General features: G+C 70.9%; 18 protein-coding genes and 4 tRNA genes. 17 read left to right on the top strand and 5 right to left on the bottom strand.

Translation table 11 applies throughout. The features are described 5' to 3' along the window. Positions 1-185 precede the first annotated feature (185 nt). On the bottom strand, positions 186-674 hold the full coding sequence (locus ABD946_RS22520; protein WP_345286313.1) for a YajQ family cyclic di-GMP-binding protein: 489 nt from the start codon (positions 672-674) through the stop codon (positions 186-188). A gap of 218 nt (positions 675-892) precedes the next feature. Here ABD946_RS22520 and ABD946_RS22515 point away from each other — a divergent pair. Both ABD946_RS22515 and ABD946_RS22510 read left to right on the top strand, forming a co-directional pair. After that, positions 893-973 (top strand) — tRNA-Tyr (locus tag ABD946_RS22515). A gap of 88 nt (positions 974-1,061) precedes the next feature. After that, the gene (locus tag ABD946_RS22510; RefSeq protein ID WP_345286311.1) at positions 1,062-2,177 is read left to right on the top strand and encodes an MrcB family domain-containing protein; all 1,116 of its coding nucleotides are present in this window, start codon (positions 1,062-1,064) and stop codon (positions 2,175-2,177) included. Positions 2,178-2,249: 72 nt separating this feature from the next. On the opposite strand, the gene ABD946_RS22505 is transcribed toward ABD946_RS22510, so the two are convergent. Together ABD946_RS22505 and ABD946_RS22500 are read right to left on the bottom strand one after the other, a co-directional pair. Further along, a complete protein-coding gene (locus tag ABD946_RS22505) occupies positions 2,250-2,852 on the bottom strand; it encodes a superoxide dismutase (RefSeq protein WP_345286309.1) in 603 nt (200 codons plus the stop codon). 319 nt (positions 2,853-3,171) lie between these two features. Further along, entirely contained in the window at positions 3,172-4,533 is a 1,362-nt protein-coding gene (locus ABD946_RS22500) for an amidohydrolase family protein (protein WP_345286308.1), read from the bottom strand. Positions 4,534-4,856: 323 nt separating this feature from the next. Here ABD946_RS22500 and ABD946_RS22495 point away from each other — a divergent pair. The 6 genes from ABD946_RS22495 to ABD946_RS22470 all read left to right on the top strand — a co-directional run bounded on the left by ABD946_RS22495 (position 4,857) and on the right by ABD946_RS22470 (position 7,395). After that, positions 4,857-4,929 (top strand) — tRNA-Thr (locus ABD946_RS22495). A gap of 46 nt (positions 4,930-4,975) precedes the next feature. Further along, a tRNA-Met gene (locus tag ABD946_RS22490) sits at positions 4,976-5,048 on the top strand. A gap of 82 nt (positions 5,049-5,130) precedes the next feature. Continuing rightward, positions 5,131-5,295, top strand: a complete 165-nt coding sequence (rpmG, locus tag ABD946_RS22485; protein ID WP_014144273.1) for a 50S ribosomal protein L33 — start codon at positions 5,131-5,133, stop codon at positions 5,293-5,295. A 139-nt stretch (positions 5,296-5,434) separates the two neighbouring features. Further along, positions 5,435-5,905: an FAS1-like dehydratase domain-containing protein gene (locus ABD946_RS22480; protein WP_345286306.1), complete on the top strand. Its 471-nt coding sequence runs from the start codon at positions 5,435-5,437 to the stop codon at positions 5,903-5,905. 5 nt (positions 5,906-5,910) lie between these two features. Next, positions 5,911-6,333 carry a MaoC family dehydratase gene (locus ABD946_RS22475; RefSeq protein ID WP_345286305.1) on the top strand — a complete coding sequence of 141 codons (423 nt, stop codon included), beginning with the start codon at positions 5,911-5,913 and terminating at the stop codon, positions 6,331-6,333. A gap of 21 nt (positions 6,334-6,354) precedes the next feature. Then, positions 6,355-7,395 carry a UDP-N-acetylmuramate dehydrogenase gene (locus ABD946_RS22470; RefSeq protein ID WP_345286300.1) on the top strand — a complete coding sequence of 347 codons (1,041 nt, stop codon included), beginning with the start codon at positions 6,355-6,357 and terminating at the stop codon, positions 7,393-7,395. 78 nt (positions 7,396-7,473) lie between these two features. On the opposite strand, the gene ABD946_RS22465 is transcribed toward ABD946_RS22470, so the two are convergent. Both ABD946_RS22465 and ABD946_RS22460 read right to left on the bottom strand, forming a co-directional pair. Continuing rightward, a complete protein-coding gene (locus tag ABD946_RS22465; RefSeq protein ID WP_345286298.1) occupies positions 7,474-8,502 on the bottom strand; it encodes an adenosine deaminase in 1,029 nt (342 codons plus the stop codon). A gap of 96 nt (positions 8,503-8,598) precedes the next feature. After that, positions 8,599-9,834: a pyridoxal phosphate-dependent aminotransferase gene (locus ABD946_RS22460; RefSeq protein WP_345286296.1), complete on the bottom strand. Its 1,236-nt coding sequence runs from the start codon at positions 9,832-9,834 to the stop codon at positions 8,599-8,601. Positions 9,835-10,075: 241 nt separating this feature from the next. Here ABD946_RS22460 and ABD946_RS22455 point away from each other — a divergent pair. The 9 genes from ABD946_RS22455 (at position 10,076) to rplL (ending at position 16,475) form a co-directional block, all read left to right on the top strand. Then, positions 10,076-10,148: transfer RNA gene (locus tag ABD946_RS22455), tRNA-Trp, on the top strand. 142 nt (positions 10,149-10,290) lie between these two features. Next, a complete protein-coding gene (secE, locus tag ABD946_RS22450; RefSeq protein WP_380149372.1) occupies positions 10,291-10,638 on the top strand; it encodes a preprotein translocase subunit SecE in 348 nt (115 codons plus the stop codon). Between the two features lie 197 nt (positions 10,639-10,835). Further along, positions 10,836-11,786, top strand: a complete 951-nt coding sequence (gene nusG, locus ABD946_RS22445) for a transcription termination/antitermination protein NusG (protein WP_380149370.1) — start codon at positions 10,836-10,838, stop codon at positions 11,784-11,786. 162 nt (positions 11,787-11,948) lie between these two features. Then, a complete protein-coding gene (rplK, locus tag ABD946_RS22440) occupies positions 11,949-12,383 on the top strand; it encodes a 50S ribosomal protein L11 (RefSeq protein WP_345286294.1) in 435 nt (144 codons plus the stop codon). 76 nt (positions 12,384-12,459) lie between these two features. Further along, positions 12,460-13,182, top strand: coding sequence for a 50S ribosomal protein L1 (rplA, locus tag ABD946_RS22435; RefSeq protein WP_345286292.1), 723 nt, complete (start codon positions 12,460-12,462; stop codon positions 13,180-13,182). 131 nt (positions 13,183-13,313) lie between these two features. Beyond that, positions 13,314-14,276, top strand: a complete 963-nt coding sequence (locus tag ABD946_RS22430; RefSeq protein ID WP_345286290.1) for an SCO4651 family lipoprotein — start codon at positions 13,314-13,316, stop codon at positions 14,274-14,276. Positions 14,277-14,330: 54 nt separating this feature from the next. After that, a complete protein-coding gene (locus ABD946_RS22425; RefSeq protein ID WP_345286288.1) occupies positions 14,331-15,149 on the top strand; it encodes an SCO4651 family lipoprotein in 819 nt (272 codons plus the stop codon). Between the two features lie 288 nt (positions 15,150-15,437). After that, positions 15,438-16,001 (top strand): 50S ribosomal protein L10, encoded by a 564-nt coding sequence (gene rplJ, locus ABD946_RS22420; protein WP_345286286.1) that lies wholly within the window; start codon positions 15,438-15,440, stop codon positions 15,999-16,001. A 90-nt stretch (positions 16,002-16,091) separates the two neighbouring features. Next, on the top strand, positions 16,092-16,475 hold the full coding sequence (gene rplL, locus ABD946_RS22415) for a 50S ribosomal protein L7/L12 (RefSeq protein ID WP_345286284.1): 384 nt from the start codon (positions 16,092-16,094) through the stop codon (positions 16,473-16,475). Positions 16,476-16,587 lie beyond the last annotated feature (112 nt).

The raw sequence follows: 16,587 nt of genomic DNA, 5'->3' as shown, positions 1-16,587 counted from the left end.
GCTGGAGCTGTGCCTGTACAGCCCACGGGTCGCATTCGTCCGCAGGTCCGGCATCGTGTACCGCCAGAAGTCCGGCACCGTCCCCGCCGCCGCACCCCCGACGGAGAGGGCCCGCCGAGGGGCGGCACGCCGTACGACCGGCGCCGCGCCCTCGACGGGCCCTCTCCTCTCCGACCAGCCCGCTGCTAGCGGTAGTTCACGAACTGGATCGCGAAGTCCAGGTCCTTGCCCTTGAGCAGGGCCTGCACCGCCTGGAGGTCGTCCCGGCTCTTCGAGCTGACGCGGAGCTCGTCACCCTGCACCTGCGCCTTGATGCCCTTCGGGCCCTCATCGCGGATGATCTTGGCGACCTTCTTCGCGTCGTCCTGGGAGATGCCCTCCTTGACGTCCGCGAAGATCTTGTACTCCTTGCCGGACAGCTGCGGCTCACCCGCGTCCAGCGCCTTCAGCGACAGGCCGCGCTTGATGAACTTGTCCTTCAGCACGTCCAGGATCGCCTTGGCGCGCTCCTCGCCGTTGGCCTTCATCTCGATCTTCTCGCCCGAGCGCTTGATCTCCCCGCCGACGTTCTTGAAGTCGAACCGGGTGGCGATCTCGCGGGAGGTCTGGTTGATCGCGTTGTCGACCTCCTGCCACTCGACCTTCGAGACGATGTCGAAACTGGAGTCGGCCATGGTGTGTTGGTCTCCTTGATGCTCTGACTGCACGGTCACCGCCCGCCCCCGAGGGCAGGCGCCGCCCCAGCCTATCCACCCCCGCCCCGCCCCACCCCCGACAGCCACGCCTCACCGCCTTGATCATCACGTGACCAACCAAGTGGCGAAGCACCCCCATCCATCAGGTATCGTTTACGAGGTCGAACGGGGCAGCGCCCCGCAAGACGAAACATCCTGGCTGGTTGCCCGAGCGGCCAAAGGGAGCAGACTGTAAATCTGTCGCGCAAGCTACGCAGGTTCGAACCCTGCACCAGCCACAGGATATAGAGGGGCCCGGAGAGCGGAAACGCTCCCCGGGCCCCTCTGCTTGTGTCCACTGTCGGGGCCGCTGCCTAGAGTCCGGGTGTGGACTTTCTGATGCGTGAAGTGCTCGACCTGCAGCCGTCCTGGTCCGCGGACAAGACGCCGGAGATGGATCGGCGCGGCGCCATCGTCAGGCAGGAGTTGCCGCGGCGCCTTCGGGAACTGACCGAGGCCCTGGCGGACGAACTGGGCCTGCCGGCCGACGACGTGGGGGTGGAGGGCAAGTCCAGCACCGGTCGCAATTCGGTGATCCCGTGGGTGCGCGTCCACAGCGAGGAGAGGTCACCCAGCGCCACCGTCGGGTGGTACGTCGTCTACCTCTTCAGTGCCTCGGGCGATCGGGTGTACCTGTCGCTCAACCAAGGGACCACCGTGTGGACGGGGACGGTGTTCGCCAAGCGGAGCCCTGACGAGCTGAAGGCCCGGGTCGAGTGGGCGCGGCCGTTGGTCGAAGACGCGCCGGCTCGGCGCCCGGGGTTGGTGCGATCCATCGACCTGCAGGGTACGAAGGGAAAGCTCAGCCGCGGGTACGAGGCTGGGAACGTGGTGGCTATCGAGTACTCGGCGGACGAGATGCCGGCCGAGGAGGTCCTGACGGCGGACCTGCTCTTCATGGCGGAGTTGTTGGGGAGGGTCTACGAGGGTGAGCGTCTCGGCATCCCGGTGCCGGGGGAGAGCGCGCCCGAGGTGCTCGACCTGCTGGATGTCACGGCGGCGATGGCGGGCAGACGCGTCGGCCGCTCGCGCGGCGGTCGCGGCCAAGGTTTCCGGCTGACGGCCGAGGAACGCAAGGCGGTTGAGCTGCGTGCGATGGGAATGGCCACGGAACACTTCGAGCGCCAGGGCTGGACGGTCGAGGACGTCGGTGCGCGGGAGTCCTACGACCTCGAGTTGAGGCGTGGCGATTCGGAGCGGCTGCACGTCGAGGTGAAGGGGACGACCTCGGCCGGGGAGCAGGTGGTTCTGACCCGGGCCGAGGTCGAGAGGCAGCGAGAGTTCTTCCCGGAGAACGCGCTGGTGGTGGTGCACTCGATCGCACTGGACGGGTCCGAGGGTGAGCCACGAGCGTCCGGTGGGGTGCTGACGTGCGTATCGCCCTGGTGGATCGAGGACGAGGATCTGTCCGTGGTCTCGTACCTCTACCGGACACCGGCCTGACGACTCGACAGTCGGAATGACCGGAGCCCCGTCCCGGGATCGGGACGGGGCTCCGTGCTTGCCGAGGGAACGTCAGGTGTTCTTGGCGGTGGTGAAGCGGTTGGTGACGTCGGTCCAGTTGACGATGTCCCAGAGGCGGGTGACGTAGTCGGGGCGGACGTTGCGGTACTGGAGGTAGTAGGCGTGTTCCCAGGCGTCGAAGGCGAGGAGGGGGGTGGTGCCCTGGCCGACGTTGCCGTGGTGGTCGTAGACCTGTTCGACGATGAGGCGCTGTCCGAGGGGTTCCCAGGAGAGGATGCCCCAGCCGGAGCCCTGGACGCCGGTGGTGGCGGCGGTGAGCTGCTTCTTGAAGGCGGTGAAGGAGCCGAAGTGTTCGCCGATGGCGTCGGCGAGGTCGCCTTCGGGTTCGCCGCCGCCTTCGGGGGAGAGGTTCTCCCAGAAGAGGGAGTGCAGGACGTGGCCGGAGAGGTGGAAGCCGAGGGTCTTCTGGAGGCCGACGAGGCCGCCGTAGTTCTCCTTCTCGCGGGCTTCGGCGAGCTGCTCGAGGGTGGTGTTGGCGCCGGCGACGTAGGCGGCGTGGTGCTTGGAGTGGTGCAGCTCGAGGATCTCGGCGGACATCGCCTTCTCCAGAGCCGAGTAGTCGTACGGAAGATCGGGGAGCGTGTACTGACCCATGGGTAAAAGGGCTCCTAGTTCGCTGTGCTGACGGTGTGTCGGCGTGCCGTCGCCAGCTTATTGCGTATGACTTGCAATTACATCTGCGAGCCAGGAGAGTGTGTTGTGGGGGTGGTGGGCCCGCCAGTCGTCTGCTGAAGCGTCTCGGCCACCGCGCCGGGAGTCCTCCGTCAGAGCTGATCGTCTTCCCAACCGGCGACCGCCGGGACGTCGGGCCGGCCACCCCCACCCACGCCGTCGGGTGCCGATGGGCAGGGCGGAGCCCGGCTCGGGCCGGCGCCTGAGAGGGCCGCCCGCAGCTCGGCGGGGCTCGTCCCCGCTATCCGGGCGTGTTCTGCCGGGGGAGCGCCAGTGCCACCGTGTCGGCGAACTCCCGCACCGCGCTGGTCCGCGACACCACCCGCCCGCTGTGGATCACCAGCCGGCTGTGCCCGCCCGCCAGTACCCCGGCCACCGAGTCGCCCCGGACGGCCAGCAGCTCCGCCGGGAACCCGGCGTCCACCCGGACCGGCGGCAGCCCGAGCGCGATCCTGGCCTGGTTGGAGACCGCCTCGTACGCGGCCTCGGGGCTGAGTCCGCCGCCGCCCGCGAGCAGGTAGGCGGCTTCCAGCGGGTCGGCCCGGCCGACCGGGTTGCCGGTGTCCCGGAGAGCGCCGCCACCGGCGGCGAGGATCACCCCGGCCTCGCTCAACTCCCGTACCAGGGAAGCCCGGAGGGCATGAGCTGGCCCTTCCAGCCCGACGCAGTGGCCGTTCTGCGGGAGGCAGACCACCCGCAGCCCGGCCGCGGCCAGCGCGGCGGCGGCCCCACCACCCGAACCGCCTGCCCCGCCCGAACCTGGCCCGCCCGAACCGCCCGAACCGCCCGAACCGCCCGCCCCGCCCGCCCCGCCGCCGACCGCCATCGCGGACAGCGGCCCGATCGTCACCCGCGGCCGCAGCGGCGCCAACGCCGCCACCAGCCGCGCGAGTTGGGCCGGATCCGCGCCGGCCGTGTGCAGGTCCACGGGGCAGTCGGCCTCCCGGGCGGCCTCCAGCAGCACCTGGACGTAGCCGACCGGGTCCGGGTCGAGGTCGGGGCAGCCGCCGGCGGCGGTGGCGCCGAGCTTGAGGGCCTCCCGCAGCTGGGCCCGGCCGTCCGCCCCGGCCCGGCCGGTGAGCAGGCGGGGTACGGCCACCGCCTGGAGGTCGGCCAGTCCGCGCAGGGCCTGACGGGCGGTCAGTACGGCCTCCAGCCGGCGCAGCCCGTGCACGTCGCCGATCCGGACGTGGGTGCGCTGCGCGGTGGCGCCGTACCCGAGTGCGGTGAGCGCGGCCTCGGTGACCCGGCGGACCAGCTCAGCCGGGGTCTCCGGGGGCGGGGTCTGCAGGGCGGCGGAGAAGGCGACGTCGTAGTGGGCGTGCGGTTCGGCGGGCGCGGGCAGCAGCAGGTAGCCGCTGAGGTCGATCTTGGCGCCGGTGGTGGTGGTCGGGGCGCCGGGCAGGGCGGGCAGCGGGCCCAGGGAGCCGCAGGTGCCGACGGCCTGGATCCGGTCGCCGCTGATCCGCACGTCCACCAGTCGGCCGTCGGTCAGCCGGGCGTTGGTGAGCAGCAGGACGGGGCCGTGGCCCAGCGGGTTGCCGCTGCGTGCGGGTTCCTCGCCCTGGTGCGGCCCGTCGGCGGGTGCGCTGTCCGCGGTCATCGGCCGGCTCCTCGTTGCCCGGCGGCCCGCCGGGCGGTCCGGGAGCCGCAAGATCAGTGAGCGTCGAGCCTATGGGGCCCGGGTGCGAGGTGCTCGGAGGCTGGCATAAGTCGTATCGGGTCGGGCCGCGGTCGCGGTGGTCGCCGCTGTCGCACGGTCGCGGCCGGCGGCTCCGGGAGGCCGCCGGCCGTTCCGTGGGTTCCACGGCGCGATCGAACGGCGGTCCTGCGGGGGAGTGCCCGTACGAGCCGTCCACCTGCGATCTTCCGGTCGGGGAACGGATTTCACCTCTGGCCGGGAAACGTGTAATCTCTTCCTCGTTCGCCCCTATAGCTCAGTCGGTAGAGCGTCTCCATGGTAAGGAGAAGGTCTGCGGTTCGATTCCGCATGGGGGCTCTGGTGAGGAAGCCGAGGATCTCCGGATCCGAAGCTCGATCATCTCAGCGGTGTAGCTCAGTTGGTAGAGCAAGCGGCTCATAATCGCTGTGTCACCGGTTCAAGTCCGGTCACCGCTACCCGCGTAGTCGATCGGGGGGATCAACTCCCGATCGGCTACTCTTGTCGTGTCATCAATCGTTGTCCAAGGAAGGCACTCCCGTGGCTGCCACCGACGTCCGCCCGAAGATCACGCTGGCCTGCGTGGAGTGCAAGGAGCGGAACTACATCACCAAGAAGAACCGGCGTAACGACCCGGACCGTCTTGAGCTGAAGAAGCACTGCCCCCGCTGCAACTCGCACACCGCGCACCGCGAGACCCGCTGACCCCGTAGGGCGTCACCGGGCCTGGTGTGATCAGGCTCTTGGCTCCAGGCCGTGTCTCCCGCAAGGGGGCACGGCCTGGAGCTTTTTCTGCATCTCCCGTACCACCGCACAGCGTGACCCACCGTCAGAGGAGTGGCCCATGGCTCTCGACCCCTCGTTCATCGGGCGGACCTACCCGCCCACCGCACCCTACGAGGTCGGCCGCGAGAAGATCCGCGAGTTCGCGGTCGCGGTCGGGGACGCCAATCCGGCGTACACCGACGTGGAGGCGGCGAAGGCGCTCGGCTACCCGGACGTGATCGCGCCCCCCACCTTCCCGTTCGCGATCGCCTTCCAGGCGGCCGCCCAGGTGGTGAACGACCCGGAACTCGGCCTGGACTACAGCCGGGTGGTGCACGGGGACCAGAAGTTCCTCTACTCCCGGCCGGTGCAGGCGGGGGACAGGCTGAGCGTCGCCATCGTGATCGACGCCATCAAGTCGCTGGCCGGCAACGACGTGCTGACCGTCAGCGGCGCCGTGCACGACGAGAGCGGCGAGCACGTGGTCACCGCGGTCATGACCCTCGTCGCCCGCGCCGCCGACACCGCCGACACCGCGCAGGGGGAGTGAACGAGATGAGCATCACCTACGACTCGGTCGAGGTCGGCACCGAACTGCCCGCCCAGTCCTTCCCGGTGACCCGCGCCACACTGGTCCAGTACGCGGGCGCCTCCGGCGACTTCAACCCGATCCACTGGAACGAGAAGTTCGCCCTGGAGGTCGGCCTCCCCGACGTCATCGCCCACGGCATGTTCACCATGGCCGAGGCGATCCGGGTGGTCACCGACTGGGTCGGCGACCCGGGCGCGGTGGTCGAGTACGGCGTCCGCTTCACCAAGCCGGTCCCCGTCCCCAACGACGGCGTCGGCACCACCATCGAGGTGTCCGCCAAGGTGGCCGCCCTGCTGGACGACAACAAGGTCCGGGTCGACCTGCTCGCCAAGAACGGCGACAACAAGGTGCTCGGCATGTCCCGCGCGGTCGTCAGGCTGAAGTGAGCCGCGGCTAGGCTGGGGGGCGTGCTCGTTGAACTGGACGCCCCCCTCGCCCCGCTGACCACGCTGCGCCTCGGCGGCCCGGCCCGCCGGCTGGTCACCGCGACCACCGACGCCGAGGTGGTCGAGACCGTCCGCAAGGCCGACGAGACCGGGGAGCCGCTGCTGGTGATCGGCGGCGGCTCCAACCTGGTGATCGGCGACGCCGGCTTCGAGGGCACCGTGCTGCGGATCGCCACCACCGGCTTCGCCCTGGACGGCACCCTGCTGGAGCTCGCCGCCGGCGAGGTCTGGGCGGACGCGGTGGCCCGCACCGTGGACGCGGGCCTGGCCGGGATCGAGTTCCTGGCCGGCATCCCCGGCTCGGCCGGGGCCACCCCCGTGCAGAACGTCGGCGCCTACGGCCAGGAGGTGTCCACCGGCATCACCGAGGTGGTCGCGTACGACCGCCGGGCCGGCGAGACCGTCACCCTGGCCAACGCCGACTGCGCGTTCTCCTACCGGCACAGCCGCTTCAAGGCCGACCCGGAGCGCTACGTGGTCCTGCGGGTCCGCTTCCGGCTGGAGGACGCCGGCGGCCTCTCCACCCCCGTCCGCTACGCCGAGGTCGCCAAGGCGCTCGGCGTCGGCCAGGACGAGCGGATCGGCCTGCGGCAGGCGTACGAGACCGTGCTCGGCCTGCGGGCCGGCAAGGGCATGGTGCTCGACCCGGCGGACCACGACACCTGGTCGGCCGGCTCCTTCTTCACCAACCCGGTCCTGACGGCCGCTCAGTACGCCGACTTCCAGGCCCGGCTGGGGGAGCTCACCGCCCCGGCCTACCCCGCGCCGGACGGCTGCACCAAGACCTCCGCGGCCTGGCTGATCGACCGGGCCGGCTTCGGCAAGGGCTACGGCTCCGGGCCGGCCACCCTCTCCACCAAGCACACCCTGGCCCTCACCAACCGGGGCGCCGCCTCCACCGAGGACCTGCTCGCGCTGGCCCGGGAGATCCGGGACGGCGTCCGGGCCGCCTTCGGGGTGGAGCTGGTGAACGAGCCGGTGATGGTGGGCGTCAGCCTGTAGGTCAGCCCGTCAGCCCGTCAGCCCGTCAGCCCGTCAGCCCGTCAGCCCGTCAGCCCGCCGGGTCCGCCGGCCCGTCGGTCACGCCGGGTCCGCGGCCAGCCAGGCGTCCACGTCCGCCAGCAGCACCTTGCGGACGTCCTCCGGCGCGACCGATCCCCTGATCGACTGCCGTGCCAGCTCGGCGAGTTCGGCGTCCGAGAAGCCGTGCACGTCCCGCGCCAGGTCGTACTGGGCGGCCAGCCGGGAGCCGAACAGCAGCGGGTCGTCCGCGCCGAGCGCGAGCGGCACCCCGGCCTCGAAGAGGGCGCGCAGTGGCACCAGCCCGGGCTCCTCGTAGACCCCGAGCGAGACGTTGGAGGACGGGCAGACCTCGCAGGTCACCTGACGGTCCGCCAGCCGCTGCATCAGCCGCGGGTCCTCGGCGGCCCGCACCCCGTGCCCGATCCGGCCGGCCCCGAGGTCGTCCAGGCAGTCCCGGACCGACTCCGGCCCGGAGAGCTCTCCGCCGTGCGGGGCGGCCAGCAGGCCGCCCTTGCGGGCGATGGTGAAGGCCCGGTCGAAGTCCCGTGCCAGGCCGCGCCGTTCGTCGTTGGAGAGCCCGAAGCCGACCACCCCCTGGTCGGCGTACCGGACGGCCAGGCGGGCCAGCGTCCGGGCGTCCATGGGGGACTTCATCCGGTTCGCCGCGACCAGCACCCGGATCCCGACGCCGGTGGCCGCGGAGGCCTCCCGGGTGGCGTCCAGGATCAGCTCCAGCGCGGGGATCAGCCCGCCGAGCCGGGGCGCGTACGAGGTCGGGTCGACCTGGATCTCCAGCCAGCGCGAGCCGTCCAGGGCCTCGTCCTCGGCCGTCTCCCGCACCAGCCGCCGGATGTCCGACTCGTCCCGCAGCACCGAGCGCGCTGTGTCGTACAGCCGCTGGAAGCGGAACCACCCGCGCTCGTCGGTGGCCCGAAGCCTGGGCGGCTCGCCCGAGCTGAGCGCCTCCGGCAGCCGGACCCGGTGCTTCTCGGCCAGCTCCAGCAGGGTGGCGGGCCGCATCGAACCGGTGAAGTGCAGGTGCAGGTGGGCCTTCGGCAGGGCCCGTACGTCGCGAGGCTGATCCATTCACCGATCCTGCCGCATGACACCCCCGAACGGGAACCGCCCCTCTCACGTCCTCCGAAGGAGTGAAAGGGGCGGTGCGCGCGGGGTGACGGAGCGTCAGTCGCGGGCCTCGCCCAGCAGCTTCTGCATCCGGCTGATGCCCTCGACCAGGTCGGCGTCGCCGAGCGCGTACGACAGGCGCAGGTAGCCCGGGGTGCCGAAGGCCTCGCCCGGGACGACCGCGACCTCGGCCTCGTCCAGGATCAGCGCGGCCAGCTCGGCGGAGGTGGCCGGACGCTTGCCGCGGATCTCCTTGCCCAGCAGCTCCTTGACCGAGGGGTACGCGTAGAACGCGCCCTCGGGCTCGGGGCAGAGCACGCCCTCGATCTCGTTGAGCATCCGGACGATGGTCTTGCGGCGGCGGTCGAACGCCTCCTTCATCTCGTCCACGGCCGACAGGTCGCCCGAGACGGCGGCCAGCGCGGCGCGCTGCGCCACGTTGGAGACGTTGGAGGTGGCGTGCGACTGCAGGTTGGCGGCCGCGTTGACGACGTCCTTGGGGCCGATCAGCCAGCCCACCCGCCAGCCGGTCATCGCGTAGGTCTTGGCCACGCCGTTGACCACGATGCACTTGTCGGCCAGCTCGGGCAGCAGGGCCGGCAGCGAGGTGAAGGTCGCGTCGCCGTAGACCAGGTGCTCGTAGATCTCGTCGGTGAGCACCCAGAGGCCGTGCTCCAGCGCCCAGCGGCCGATCGCCTCGGCCTCGGCCTCGGTGTAGACCGCGCCGGTCGGGTTGGACGGCGAGACGAACAGGACCACCTTGGTCTGCTCGGTCCGGGCCGCCTCCAGCTGCTCCACCGAGACCTTGTAGCCGGTGGTCTCGTCGGAGACGACGTCGACCGGCACGCCGCCGGCCAGCTTCACGGCCTCGGGGTAGGTGGTCCAGTACGGGGCCGGGATGATCACCTCGTCGCCCGGGTCGAGGATCGCGGCGAAGGCCTCGTAGATCGCCTGCTTGCCGCCGTTGGTGACCAGCACCTGGGAGGCGTCCACCTCGTACCGCGAGTCGCGCAGCGTCTTGGCGGCGATGGCGGCCTTGAGCTCCGGCAGACCGCCGGCCGGGGTGTAGCGGTGGTTCTTCGGGTCCTGGCAGGCCTCGACGGCCGCCGCGACGATGTAGTCCGGGGTCGGGAAGTCGGGCTCGCCGGCGCCGAAGCCGATCACGGGGCGGCCGGCCGCCTTGAGGGCCTTCGCCTTGGCGTCCACCGCGAGGGTGGCGGACTCGGCGATGGCGCCGATCCGGGCGGAGACACGGCGGTCCGAGGGGCGGTTGCTGGGGGTGGGAGCGCTCATGCCCGCCATCGTCGCAGAGAGGGTGCTCCGGGGGCACGAGGGTCCAGGATGCGTACCGATCGGTCCGCATTGCGTACGGCTTGCGCCCCACCTTGGTGAATGGGGTTCGACCTGACGGCCCGGAACACGTACACTCACTGCTCGATGGCTCCCGAAGTGCAGCTCCACACCGAGGCGTAGTGAACGCAGCGGCCAGGATGCGGTAGGTTGTGAGACATCTCCGGAGCCCACAAGGCCCCGTAGGGCAATAGCTCAATTGGTAGAGCACCGGTCTCCAAAACCGGCGGTTGGGGGTTCAAGTCCCTCTTGCCCTGCTGCTTGAACCGTACTCAGCCCGTTCGCTCCACTGGAGCGAGCGGGCTTGATGCGGAGAGGGCACCTTTCAGCACTGCATTCGCCGGATCGCCCGCACCCGCGACGCGACGCTCGGCAGGACCCGGATTCAGGTGAGGACGAGTGACGGAGACCACGGGCTCCACCGCAACGCCTGAGAGCGGCAACCCCGAGGGTGCCGCGGAGGCCACGCCTGCCGACGAGGCGCTGTCGCGCCGCGACCGCAAGCGCGCCAAGAAGGCCGAGGGTGGCGACAAGAAGGCCGGCAAGCGCGCCAAGAAGGGCGTCTTCGCCCGCGCCGCGCTGTTCTACCGGCAGATCATCGCCGAGCTCCGCAAGGTGGTCTGGCCCTCCCGCAACCAGCTGACCCAGTACACCATCGTCGTGGTGGTCTTCGTGGTCGTGGTGATGGGCCTCGTCTCCGGTCTCGACTACGGCTTCTCCAAGCTCAGCCTGTGGGTGTTCGGCTGATCCGCCGTCACCTCCCGCTCCACTCCCCGACCCGGGCCGTCCTGACGGTCCGGGTCGAGCTGTCGGCGCACTCCGGGCGTTCCCGCTACCGTTGACTCGGTACTGTTGGAGGTCCGAGTCGTTCCCGCAGCGCGCCCGCCGTGGCGCCGGAAGGCCCGGAGCCGTTCCATCTCACTTCCAGGAAAGAAGCAGCCACCGTGTCTGACTCCCCCCTGTACGACGCCGACGAGACCGTCCGCGAGGCGGATGACCTCGCCGCCGAGGCCGCCGACGTCGAGGCTGCCGACGTCGAGGACGCCGAGCAGATCGTGGACGCGGTCGACTCGGACGAGGACGAGGTCGAGGCTGCGGACGAGGCCGAGGCGGGCGAGCCCGCCGAGGAGGCCGCCGTGCACGAGGTGGACGAGGACGAGCTCGACGAGGACGACGCCTTCGCCGCCGCCCTCCAGGCCGTCGGCTCCGACGCCGAGGACGAGGACGAGGACGAGGCCGCCGAGGCGGAGGCCGAGGTCGAGGTCGAGGTCGAGGAGCCCGAGGTCGAGGTCGACCCGGTGGCCGCCTTCCGCGAGGAGCTGCGCACCGCGCCGGGCGAGTGGTACGTCATCCACACCTACGCCGGCTACGAGAACCGCGTGAAGCAGAACCTCGAGCAGCGCGCCGTCTCGCTCAACGTCGAGGACTACATCTTCGACTCGCAGGTGCCGCAGGAGGAGGTCGTCCAGATCAAGAACGGCGACCGCAAGACCATCCGGCAGAACAAGCTCCCCGGCTACGTGCTGGTCCGCATGGACCTCACCCCGGAGTCCTGGGGCGTCGTGCGCAACACCCCCGGCGTCACCGGCTTCGTCGGCAACGCCTACGACCCGTACCCGCTGACCCTGGACGAGGTCGTCAAGATGCTCGCCCCCGACGTGGAGCGCCAGGCGGCCAAGGAGGCCGGCAAGGCCTCGCCGATCCGTCCGGTCGAGGTCCAGGTGCTCGACTTCGAGGTCGGCGACTCGGTCACCGTCACCGACGGTCCGTTCGCCACCCTGCAGGCGACCATCAACGAGATCAACCCGGACTCGAAGAAGGTCAAGGGCCTGGTCGAGATCTTCGGTCGCGAGACCCCGGTCGAGCTGTCGTTCGACCAGATCCAGAAGAACTGACACTGAGCTTCGAGTTCGGGGCGGGGCTTCGGCCCCGCCCCGAACTCGTTTTGGTCCAGGCGCCGACAACGGTTAGCCTGGTCCGATGTGTGTCCACCCGGACGGGTGTCGCCCCGACCGCCGGACGCACCAGCAAACCACTCTCGGAAGGACCCGGAGAGCATGCCTCCCAAGAAGAAGAAGGTCACGGGGCTCATCAAGCTCCAGATCAACGCCGGCGCGGCCAACCCGGCCCCGCCGGTCGGCCCCGCGCTGGGCCAGCACGGCGTGAACATCATGGAGTTCTGCAAGGCCTACAACGCCGCGACCGAGTCGCAGCGCGGCATGATCGTGCCGGTGGAGATCACGGTCTACGAGGACCGCACCTTCACCTTCATCACGAAGACGCCGCCGGCCGCGCGCCTCATCCTGAAGGCCGCCGGCGTGGACAAGGGCTCGGCCGAGCCGCACAAGACCAAGGTCGCCAAGCTGACCGCGGCTCAGGTGCGCGAGATCGCCACGGTCAAGCTCCCCGACCTGAACGCCAACGACCTGGACGCCGCGTCGAAGATCATCGCCGGCACCGCCCGGTCGATGGGCATCACCGTCGAGGGCTGATCACCCCTCTCGTCCACCCCGTGGTAGGGCCTGCGCGGCCCGTACACCACGAACTCCATCACTTTCAGGAGAAGCAGTGAAGCGCAGCAAGGCCCTCAAGGCCGCGGACGCCCAGGTCGACCGCACCAAGATCTACGCCCCCCTCGAGGCCGTCCGCCTCGCCAAGGCGACCTCCACCTCCAAGTTCGACGGCACCGTTGAGGTCGCCATGCGTCTGGGCGTCGACCCGCGCAAGGCCGACCAGATGGTCCGCAGCACCGTGATCCTCCCGCACGGCACCGGTAAGACCGCTCGGGTCCTGGTCTTCGCGACCGGCGAGCGTGCCGAGGCCGCGCGTGCTGCCGGCGCCGACATCGTCGGTGCCGACGAGCTGATCGACGAGGTCGCCAAGGGCAAGCTGGACTTCGACGCCGTCGTCGCCACCCCGGACCTCATGGGCAAGGTCGGCCGCCTCGGCCGCGTGCTCGGTCCCCGTGGCCTGATGCCGAACCCGAAGACCGGCACCGTCACCCCCGATGTCGCCAAGGCTGTCAACGACATCAAGGGCGGCAAGATCGAGTTCCGCGTCGACAAGCACTCGAACCTGCACTTCATCATCGGCAAGACCTCGTTCTCCGATGACCAGCTGGTCGAGAACTACGCCGCCGCGCTCGAGGAGGTCCTCCGGGCCAAGCCGGCCGCCGCCAAGGGCCGCTACATCAAGAAGACCGCGTTCTCGACCACCATCGGCCCCGGCATCCAGGTGGACCCGAACCGCACCCGCAACCTCCTCGTCGAGGAGGACCCGGCCGCCGTCTGAGCCTCCGAGCTCCAGCGGTAACCGCGTTCGACGGGCCCGCACTCCCCTTCACCGGGGGGTGCGGGCCCGTCCGCTTGTCCGGGTCGACTAGAGTCCGCCTACCGAGATCCGGGACGTAGGGGGTTCCACGAATGCGCACGATACGGGTGACCGCCCTGGCCGCGCTGCTGGTGGCCGGGCTGACGGCCTGCGGGGCCGGCGGCTCCGGCGACGCGAAGAGCGCCGCCACGGCCGCGCCGTCCACCACCGCTTCCGCCGGCGCGACCGGCTCCACCGCTCCCTCGGGGGCCGCTTCGGAGGCCGCCGGCTCGGCGAGCCCGACGGCGGGCGGCGGTACCGGGGGCTCCGGCGGCACCGCCCCGGGCACCGTCCCGGCCCCGGTCGGGGCCGCCAAGGACGTGCTGCTGGCGGCGAACGGCGTGATGGCCAAGGCCGGCAACGCCAAGCTGTCGGTCGGCACCGGCGCGGTCGCGCAGGGCGGCGGCGGCTCCTTCGCCTGGGCCCAGCCGGGCGGCATCGACCTGGTGCTGGCCCAGCCGGACGGCGCCCAGGCCCGGCTCCGCTCCACCGGCGGCTCCGTCTGGGTCGGCGCCCCCGAGCAGACCGCCGCGCTGGTCGGCGGGAAGCCCTGGATGAAGGTCGACCCCAACGCCAAGCCCGGCGGCACCCAGGTGCTGGCCGGCGGCGAGGACGCCCGCGGGCTGGTCGTGCTCGCCAGGGTGCTGGACCCGTCGGTGGCGCTGGCCGCCGGCGCGGGCAGCCCGGGCCTGACCAAGGTCGGCGTGGAGTCGGTGGACGGCCAGGAGGCCGTGCACTTCCGCGCCACCGGGGTGGCCGACGCGCTGGTCAACGGTCTGACGGAGGACCAGAAGCGCCAGGCCCTGGCCGACCTGGGCCGCAACGGGGGCGCGCTGGACCTCTGGATCAACGGCAGGAACGAGCTGGTCCAGCTCCGGGCCGCTGACCTGACCCCGTCCCGGGCCGGTGAGATGACGGTCCGTTACGGCGAGCTGGGCCGGGCGCCGCAGGTCGCCGCGCCGCTGGCCACCGATGTGTTCGAGGTCGCAGATCTGCTCAAGGGCTTCGGCGGCTGACCCGCGGCGTGAGAGGTTGGCGGGGGAGCGGCGGCACGAGGACGGGGTGACGGGATGACGAGGGCACGGCGCAGCGCGGCCGCGGCACTGGCCGTCCTGCTGCTGGCCGGCCTGGCCAGCTGCGGCTCCGGCGGCTCGGGCGGCGGCAAGCCCACCCCGAGCCCCTCCGCCAGCCGGACCCCGACCGGCCTGCCGAGCCCCACCGACCGCTCCCCGCACGGGGTGCTGCTCTCCGCCCAGCTGGCGATGGACACCGCCCGCCGGGCCGGGTACTCCGCCCGGCTCGGCGACGAGTCCGCCACCGGGGTGCTGTTCTGGGCCCCCAAGACGGTGCTCAGGCTCAAGCGCCCCGGCAGCTCCGAGCAGCTGGTGATACTCGACACCACCGCCTACCGGGGCGGCGACCAGGCCACCGCCGAGCGGAACGCCGGCCGGCACTGGGAGAAGTACGCGGCCCAGGGCGCTGCCCGGGACATCCCGTACGCCGCCCTGGTCGACCGGCTCAACCCGATGGTGGCGCTCACCGCCGCCGTCGCGGCCGAGGGTCCGCAGCTCATCGGCGAGGAGACCGTCGACGAGCTCACCGTCCAGCACTACCGGGTGGTGCTGAGCGCCGAGCGGTACGCCGCCGCCCAGACCCAGCTGCCGGCCGGCCGCCAGGAGGCGCTCCGGGCCGGGCTCGGCAGCGGGGACGTCACCCTCGACCTGTGGCTGGACGGCAAGGACCAGCTGGTCCGCCTGCACCGCTCGGGCGGCCAGGGCAACGACACGGTGACGTACCAGGACTGGGGCGGCGCCCTCTCGGTGCAGGCCCCGGACGCGGCGGACACCGCGGACATGGGCACGGCACCCTTGCCACCACTGGCCTCCTGACCGGATTTGGTCCGAAAGCAAGGCTCGGGTACGGTAGAGCCTGCCAAAGACCGCTGGTTGTCGCCGTTTCCCTTCCGGGGGAGCCGGCACCGAAGGTCCCGCTTCGTGCGGGCGGCCCGCGCAGGTGTGTCTGGTGCCTTTGATTTCCGGTCCTTCGGGGCCGTCGAGGTCTGCAAGCCCCATGCCCCTGCGCATGGGGCTTTTTTCGTCACCCGTGGTTCGAGGCTTGGATGGTCGGCTGATCGATGGTCGGCCTGACTTCGACATCACGGAAGGAGGCGTAAGCCTATGGCCAGGCCCGACAAGGCTGCTGACGTCGCTGAGCTGACGGACAAGTTCCGTTCCTCCAGCGCCGCGCTGCTGACCGAGTACCGCGGTCTCTCGGTGAAGCAGGTCAAGACCCTGCGTCGCTCGCTGGGCGAGAACGCCCAGTACGCCGTGGTGAAGAACACGCTGACCAAGATCGCTGCCAACGAGGCTGGGATCACCGAGCTCGACGACCAGTTCACTGGTCCGACGGCCGTCGCCTTCGTCACCGGTGACCCGGTGGAGTCGGCGAAGGCTCTGCGTGACTTCGCCAAGGACAACCCCGCTCTGATCATCAAGGGCGGTGTCCTTGACGGCAAGGCGCTGTCCGCCGATGACATCAAGAAGCTCGCGGACCTCGAGTCCCGCGAGGTGCTGCTCGCCAAGTTCGCGGGTGCCCTGAAGGCCAAGCAGTCCCAGGCTGCCGCGCTCTTCCAGGCCCTGCCGTCGAAGCTCGTCCGCACCGTGGACGCTCTTCGCGACAAGGTCGAGCAGGGCGGTGCCGGCGCGCCGGCTCCCGCCGCTGAGGACGAGGCCGCGGAGTAATTCCGCAGGCTCACGCCTCGCTGCGGGCCAGTGCCCGCTTCACCCGTACATACGGCACCTACCTGCCGAACTAGTGGAAGGACGCCAATCATGGCGAAGCTGACCCAGGACGAGCTGCTCGCGCAGTTCGAGGAGCTCACCCTCATCGAGCTCGCTGCCTTCGTGAAGGCCTTCGAGGACAAGTTCGACGTCACCGCTGCCGCCCCGGCCGCCGCTGTCGTCGTTGCCGGCCCGGCCGGTGGCGGCGAGGCTGTCGAGGAGCAGGACGAGTTCGACGTCATCCTCGACGGTGCCGGCGACAAGAAGATCCAGGTCATCAAGGAGGTGCGCGCCCTCACCTCCCTCGGCCTGAAGGAGGCCAAGGACCTCGTCGACACCGCCGGTGCGAAGGTTCTCGAGAAGGTCGCCAAGGACGTTGCCGAGAAGGCCAAGGCCCAGCTCGAGGGCGCCGGCGCCAAGGTCACCGTCAAGTGACTCAGTGCCCTCCCTGAGAGGGCGCGAGGCCGGGCCGATCACCCCTGTGGTGGTCGGCCCGGCCTTTTTTGCACTCCCGGGGACCTGACGTTCACCGTCCTGGCCGACTGTG

Source organism: Kitasatospora albolonga, from assembly GCF_039535905.1.
GTDB classification, from domain to species: Bacteria; Actinomycetota; Actinomycetes; order Streptomycetales; family Streptomycetaceae; genus Kitasatospora; species Kitasatospora albolonga.
Note: the sequence above shows the minus strand (reverse complement) of the source record. Positions and strands in the feature narration are given on the sequence as shown.